The 7,137-nt window shown below is 35.8% G+C and carries 8 protein-coding genes and 1 pseudogene; 2 read left to right on the top strand and 7 right to left on the bottom strand.

Features of this window, described 5'->3' with window-relative positions; all coding sequences use genetic code 11:
- Positions 1–1,250 precede the first annotated feature (1,250 nt).
- Together QWU_RS06090 and QWU_RS10140 are read left to right on the top strand one after the other, a co-directional pair.
- Positions 1,251–1,502, top strand: a complete 252-nt coding sequence (locus QWU_RS06090; RefSeq protein ID WP_006589461.1) for a hypothetical protein — start codon at positions 1,251–1,253, stop codon at positions 1,500–1,502.
- Positions 1,498–1,691: pseudogene (locus QWU_RS10140) on the top strand (hypothetical protein); the annotation flags it as partial. The gene QWU_RS06090 and the pseudogene QWU_RS10140, both read left to right, overlap by 5 nt.
- Here the strand turns inward: QWU_RS10140 and QWU_RS06080 are convergent.
- From QWU_RS06080 to QWU_RS06050, 7 genes are all read right to left on the bottom strand, one after another.
- Positions 1,687–2,181 (bottom strand): F0F1 ATP synthase subunit B, encoded by a 495-nt coding sequence (locus tag QWU_RS06080; protein WP_006589459.1) that lies wholly within the window; start codon positions 2,179–2,181, stop codon positions 1,687–1,689. The pseudogene QWU_RS10140 and the gene QWU_RS06080 overlap by 5 nt on opposite strands.
- A gap of 11 nt (positions 2,182–2,192) precedes the next feature.
- Positions 2,193–2,759: a F0F1 ATP synthase subunit B gene (locus tag QWU_RS06075; protein WP_006589458.1), complete on the bottom strand. Its 567-nt coding sequence runs from the start codon at positions 2,757–2,759 to the stop codon at positions 2,193–2,195.
- 132 nt (positions 2,760–2,891) lie between these two features.
- The gene (locus tag QWU_RS06070) at positions 2,892–3,122 is read right to left on the bottom strand and encodes a F0F1 ATP synthase subunit C (RefSeq protein ID WP_006589457.1); all 231 of its coding nucleotides are present in this window, start codon (positions 3,120–3,122) and stop codon (positions 2,892–2,894) included.
- A 54-nt stretch (positions 3,123–3,176) separates the two neighbouring features.
- Positions 3,177–3,935 carry a F0F1 ATP synthase subunit A gene (locus QWU_RS06065; RefSeq protein ID WP_006589456.1) on the bottom strand — a complete coding sequence of 253 codons (759 nt, stop codon included), beginning with the start codon at positions 3,933–3,935 and terminating at the stop codon, positions 3,177–3,179.
- A gap of 7 nt (positions 3,936–3,942) precedes the next feature.
- The gene (locus QWU_RS06060; protein ID WP_006589455.1) at positions 3,943–4,371 is read right to left on the bottom strand and encodes an AtpZ/AtpI family protein; all 429 of its coding nucleotides are present in this window, start codon (positions 4,369–4,371) and stop codon (positions 3,943–3,945) included.
- Between the two features lie 548 nt (positions 4,372–4,919).
- Positions 4,920–6,347: a ribosome biogenesis GTPase Der gene (der, locus tag QWU_RS06055; protein WP_017196397.1), complete on the bottom strand. Its 1,428-nt coding sequence runs from the start codon at positions 6,345–6,347 to the stop codon at positions 4,920–4,922.
- A 4-nt stretch (positions 6,348–6,351) separates the two neighbouring features.
- Positions 6,352–7,023 carry a DUF2659 family protein gene (locus QWU_RS06050; protein WP_017196396.1) on the bottom strand — a complete coding sequence of 224 codons (672 nt, stop codon included), beginning with the start codon at positions 7,021–7,023 and terminating at the stop codon, positions 6,352–6,354.
- Positions 7,024–7,137 lie beyond the last annotated feature (114 nt).

Here is a 7,137-nt window from a genome sequence, read left to right as displayed (position 1 = left end):
AACGTTTTTTGATAGCTTGCTTGCATACGTCATAAAAAGGCTTTTGATTTCATAAGATATAACTTTTTGAATTTTATATCTGTTTATTTCCTTACTCCGGTAAAAAAAATACCGTGGTTTTAAAAACGATCTTGTCTTTAAATCCTTTTATGCAATCTTTATAAATTAAACCTATAAGCTTATAAAAGTTTTAAATGATTACCTTCTTATAGGGTAATAAGATATTGCTATAACATCTTTAGATTTTGCGCTCGCCAAATTTGGTGACCGCAAATCTTGTGTTTTTATCATGCAATTAATAATCCAATCATTAAAACAAGATGTGATCTTTAAACGTATGTTATTGATAATTCCAAACAACTAAATTTTAAACAATGCGATTTATGTTGTGATAAAAACGTATCATAAGATTTATAAACTGTTATGAATGATATCGGCTTTTCATTTCATTTGAATGTTTACATGCGTTATAATATTAGCATCATGATTTGCTTTTTATGGTCTATTCATACGTGGCAATCTTATATAAAAAATGGTCAAATGAATCACGTATAAAAGAATGGATTCTGATGGGGATGCATATAAAATTATTTAAATAACATATTGATTTATTTATATTTTTATGTCATATGTGGTGCCGGGCGCTCAAAACACGGTGATTAGTCCGTTGTTACGCTTTTCCCATAAGGGTATTGTATGGCGTAACTACACCCGACAAAAGTACCATATATGCTAATCATAGCATAAAAGGTAGCCAGTTTTTAAAGCTTTGAAAAGATTGTTTCGTAATCTACCCGCTAATCACAAAGTGTTTTGATCACTTGAATATTTATATAACAAAATACGTATTTATTGTCAAATAATATTTTATCTTTTTTGATATTTTTTGTATTTTTAAAACACGTTGTGTATTGATAATATTTTGTGCTTATTAATTTCTTCTTTTATATTTATATGCCTTTAAATCTATATTATCGGCTTTCTTAAACGATTGCGTTATTTTCTTAATATACATTTATAATATTTAAAAATGCTCTTATTATGCGTATTTTTAGCTTTATGATGTATCAATTTTTTACTAAATGAAATTTAATTTTTTGTGAATTTTGTTTATAATACATTTGCAACTTAATAGCCTTTTATAGGGACTATTGAAAATAGAAAACCTATAAAAGGCAGTGATGGAAAATATATCACTGTGTATCGTTATTTAACACCTGAAGGAGAAAAGCATTTACACGTAGGCTCGGATGGCAATAGGCAGTATGTTCTACAATGGTATTTTTGACACACCAGATGAGGCAGCACGTAATGCGGTACAGTTATCTGATAATGAGCATGAACCGCTTTATTTTACATATTTTTCAAAAGCTGATTCATGGAAAGTAGAGCTCGGGGTAGCTTTTTATCAGAAGTTTCTAGAAGGCAATTCTTGGGGGCTGAGTAATTCGACAAAGAAGTTTCAGGATTTTATGTATCTCTATGGCAATACAGGGGTATGATGGCAATTTCTGGGTTTATAATGATGCTCTTGTGTTTAAAAATGGTCACGTTTATGAAAATGCAAGGGTTTTGGGCAATGCTATTATTTGCGGTCATATCTATGGTCATGTGCGGCTTTATGACAATGCTATCGTTGCTGGTGATGTGTCTATGATAATGCCTATATTTATGATCATACCCAGATTAATTAAGGTATGTTTTCATTTTTGTTAGGGATTCTTCACAAAGCGACTCCTTAATAAGTTCATTTGCTTTATCAGAATTTAATTCTTTGGCAATAAGCGTACGAGCAACAGAAAATGCTAAATCAATGGCAGATGAAGAAACCATACGTATTGCATCTGCTTCTGCTTGAGCAATTTTTTGCTCTGCTAACTTATTGCGATTCTTTAAATATTCTTCTGCTTTTGTACGAGCCTCAGCAATCACAGCTGCAACTTCATGCTTAGCTGCTGCAATAATTTCTTGCGCATCCTTCTCTGCTTCTGCATGCTTACGCTGATATTCAGCCAATACTTCCTGTGCTTCTTCACGAAGACGAAGAGCCTCTTCAAGTTCATCCTTGATACGTTTTGCTCGCGCATCAAGATGGCTCACAGCCATTTGTGGAACTCTAAAATAGACTAAGAGAGCCCCAAAAAGAACTAACCCAACAAAAGCCCAAAAAGTATCAGTCATTTTTGTATCCTTCAGTAATCCGCAGCTTTCACAACAGAATGAACTGTCTCTTTGCTAACATCAACATCAATCAATTTTTTTACAATTTCAAGAGCTATTTCTTCGGCAATTACACCAATATTTTGCATAGCTTTATCGCGTATTTTTGCAATCTTTTTTTCAGCATCTGTTAGCTTTTTTTCTAAACTTGCTTCAATTCTCTTTCGTTCAAATTCAGCTTTTCCTTTTATTTCCTCACCAGCAGATTGTGCTATGATATAGGCTTGAGAGCGTGCTTCTGCTAATTTGCGCTCGTAAATCTCAACTACGGTATCAGCTTCCTGCTTCATACGCATTGCCTGATCCAAATCGGACGCGATTCGATCCCGACGTGTTTCAATAACACCACCAATGCGCGGTACAATCACACGAGAAATGAAAAAATAAAAAAGTCCAAAAGAAATCGCTAACCAAAAAAGATGCGAACCAAAATGCACAAAATCAAACGGCGGAAATACACGATCTGCATTGCCTGTTACACTCTTGATATGCTCTACTGATGTTTCAATAGTCTGTGCATAAGCCCTGGAAACAAACATCCTTTTTTATCCTTCAAACAACTTAATAAAAAATTCTTACACTAATTACAAGACTAACGCCCCTGCTGTTAAAGCCTAAAAGGGTATGTCTATTTCTCAAAGAAAACCTACATACCCCTACTTAGAAACTGCTTAAACCGCAAAAAGAAGCAACAAAGCAATCAGTAATGAAAAAATACCTAAAGCTTCTGTCACAGCAAAACCAAATACTAGGCGACCAAATTGACTATCGGCTGCTGATGGATTGCGTAACGCACCAGAAAGATAGCTACCAAAAATATTCCCAAGCCCTAAAGCTGTTCCGGCCATACCAAAGCAAGCAAGACCAGCACCAATATACTTTGCTGCAAGCACTAATTCCATATTATTCTCCTTTAAAGCAAAATTGTACCATTCGACGGAAAACCGCCAGTTTTATTAATGTCCTGGATGAACTGCATCATTAAGATACATACAAGTTAAAACCGTAAAGACATAAGCTTGAAGAAATGCAACCAAAAATTCAAGAGCAGTAATCGCTACGGTCATAATAAGCGGTAAAACTGAACCTCCAATGCCTATGATTCCTACCCCAATCATTGAAACAACAAAACCAGAAAACACTTTGAGGGTAATATGACCAGCAAGCATATTAGCAAAAAGACGAAGTGAGAGACTAATAGGACGAGAAAGAAAAGAAATAATCTCAATCATCGTCACAAGCGGCAAAATCATAATAGGCACACCACTGGGAACAAACAATTTCAAAAAACCAATTCCATGTTTATAGAAACCATAACCAATCACCGTTAAAATAACCAACATCGCCAGTGAAAAGGTAATCATAATCTGAGAAGTAATCGTATAAAAATAAGGGAAAAGACCTATAAAATTAGCAACCAAAATAAAATTAAATAAGGAAAAAACTAAAGGAAAAAACCGCATTCCCTGCACGCCAGATGATTCTCGCAAAGTTGACGCTACAAATTCATATGCCATTTCTGAAAGAGACTGCATCCGTGTTGGGATCAACCCACGACTTGATGATGAAATAAAGAGAAAAACCGAAGTTACAACAACTGTAGCCACTATAAAAAATGATACATTTGTAAATGAAAAATCCATATTCCCTATAGAAATCTTAATCAGTCTTGAAATCTCAAACTGATGAATAGGATCTGGAGCATGCGATGTCACTTCAACCTCATTTATCGGACCTTTTTTTATTGGCCCCTTTATCTTGGCGCAATATGCCTTTTTGTTCTAATTGACTGGGAGGAATATACCCCACAGACCGAAGAATACTCAATACACCAGCAGCAAATCCAAGAAAAAGGAAAAATACCAATCCCCATGGCAATGAACCTGCTACTTTATCAAACCCTAACCCCAACACAACACCTACAATAATACTTGCCAGAAACTCACTGGAAAGCTTAACCGCACGCGCAACCCCACTTTGTCGTTCTCCTTCTCTTTCCTTAGATCCCAGCTTTCCTAATGCTTGTTTACGCATTAAAGCCAAACCTAACTTCTGACTACGACATTCTAGATCCTCTGAATGAAAACAGCCACTTTGCTTTTCTCCTTCAGCTTCATTTCCTGGCACAATGGGCTTTCTCCCCTTTGCCATCATCAGCTCCTTAGTCAAGCAGAGTGAAAACGTATTTTATAAAATTATGGGCATCATATTGTTCGCGAATTTATTCGTCAAGACGCTAAAAGAAATCTATCACAATTTATCGCAATAATAATGTATCTAAGGCATAATATTAAAATTGTGAGTTAATAGTTATTACGAAAATAGAACTGCGTAAACAGAACTTTAAACACGAATACTTTGTATAGCTGTGACCAATTTAAAAGCCTTTTTTTACAATTGAAGATTGATGAATTTTAAAAAATATTTTTGCTTTTTATTTGGATAGGTTATTGAAAATCGTCTTTGTCGTCCAAAAATTGTAAATACTAAAAGTTTTTCATACATATCAGTACTATAACACGTTATTCACGCCTTCAATTATTACACTTACTCTGCATGAAAAGTACCTTCTTAATTAAAAGGATTTATGTTTTTTCTTTCATTCAAAGCTTACAGCCTTAAATCTGTTAAAATAATTAATTCATTTTTGTTATTCAAACGTTCTTTTTAACGCATTCTCATAGTTAAAGAGAGAAGTATTATTTCTTTCTGGAGCGTACTGCAAAAGGATTATCAGATGCTCGTAACGATACGCGAATGGGTACACCAAGCATGTTAAATGTATCACGTAATCCATTGGTTAGATAACGCAAATACGATTGAGGCATTACCTTTGGTCGCGAACAAGAAAGCATAAATCCAGGAGGACGCGTTTTAATTTGTGTGATATATTTTACTTTAAGACGACGTCCAGAAACTGCAGGTGGTGGGCGATATGCCACGGCAGTTTCAAGCCATTGATTCAGTTTTGCTGTAGAAATACGACGATTCCATACACGGTGCATTGTCATGATATTTTCCATCAATTTATTAATCCCTTGGCCATATTGACCTGATAAAGGAATTGCTCTTAAACCACGAACCTGAGGAAGAAGCCGGCTACATTTTTCATGCAAATCAATCAATGTTACCTGGCTATTTTCAATAAGATCCCACTTATTAAAAGCAATAAGTGGAACACGTCCTTCACGAATCACAAGGTCAGCAATTTGTAAATCTTGCTTTTCAAAAGGTGCCGTTGCATCAAAAACAATCACCACTACTTCGGCAAAACGAATAGCACGTAAAGTATCGGCAACAGAAAGCTTTTCTAATTTTTCTTGAATTTTTGATTTTCGACGCAACCCTGCAGTATCAAAAAGTTTAATATGACGACCACGCCATTCCCAATCTACAGAAATAGAATCACGCGTAAGTCCTGCTTCGGGTCCTGTTAACAATCGCTCTTGTTTTAATATACTGTTGATGAGGGTTGATTTTCCTGTATTTGGACGCCCTGCAATGGCAATCCGAATAGGCTTATCTTCATCGTAAATAAGTCCCTCCTCCTGAAAATCCTTCACATCATCACCAACAGAAGAAAGCTGTACAGCAATGCATTCTTCTTCATTGTTGCTTTCAAGAGCGTATTCTCTGCCAACAGCCTCCATAATTGCATCACGAAGATCCGTAAGCCCCAAACCATGTTCAGCAGATATTGGACAAGGTTCTCCTAGACCTAATGACCATGCTTCATACTCTCCCCCTTTGGCTGCTCTTGACTCAGTTTTATTAGCAACAAGTACAATTGGTTTGCCTGATTTTCGTACCAGTGAAGCAAAGTTTAAATCACTTGGTGTTATTCCGCTTTTTGCATCAAACATAAATAAAACAAGATCAGCTTGATCAATAGCCACCTTTGTCTGAGAACGCATACGGCCTTCCAGTGTATGATCACCCGCCTCTTCCAACCCAGCTGTATCAATCACATCAAAACGCAAATCTTGAAGTTTACCCGCATGAATACGACGATCACGTGTAACACCTGGCATATCATCAACTAATGCCAATTTTTGCCCAACCAAACGATTGAAGAGTGTTGACTTCCCGACATTGGGGCGACCGACTATAGCAATGGTAAGGCTCATAAATTTATCCCTTATTTGCCTTACCTTCAGCTTGCATAAGCTCAAGCATAATGCGTGCTCGATCTATAATTTTTGATCTTATCATATCTTCTGCAGAAATTTTCTGAAAATAATCAACGGCCTCATCAAACTTCCCTGCTTTATAGGCGGCTAAACCCAAAGCTTCTCTTGCAGACATACGCATAGGATCAATATCATTTGCCATATCTTTGATACGCTTTTCGACATCAGCTAAGGTCCCTGTATCAACCAAAATATAAGCAGCCCGAATTTTTGCAACTTTTCGTAAAATTTGCGGTGCTCCTTTATCAGCAGCAACAGAATCAAAAATCTCCACCGATTTCATAGTATTACCTTGTTCCATGAACAAAGAAGCCTCACGTAAACGTGCAAGAAAAGGATAGCCCCCAAAATGAGAGGCTTTAACAATTTCCAATTGCTTTACTGCCTCATCAAAATGACGTGTATTTGCAAGATCAAGACTTTTTACAAATGCATCACCAATATAACCAGCTTTCTTTATTTGCTGCTGATGATAAATTTGATAAGCAACTATCATGAGTATAAAAACAATAGCTGCTCCAATAATTGAAAAACCATAACGTCTCCAAAAAGCAAGAGCCTTTTCTTGACGAAACTCTGCATTTACTTCAGCAATAAAACTATCATACGACATATTATCATACCTTGAAAAAAGTTACTTTATTTGTGCTTTTACGCATAAATGAACAAAGATGGTAGTCCTAATTAACTAAAAAAATTTAAAACTTCTAAGCTCTTCATCTAAAAT

Origin of the sequence: Bartonella birtlesii IBS 325, assembly GCF_000273375.1 — a bacterium.
Lineage (GTDB): Bacteria > Pseudomonadota > Alphaproteobacteria > Rhizobiales > Rhizobiaceae > Bartonella > Bartonella birtlesii.
The sequence above is the reverse complement of the archived record's forward strand: the minus strand, read 5'-3'. Positions and strand labels throughout refer to the sequence as shown.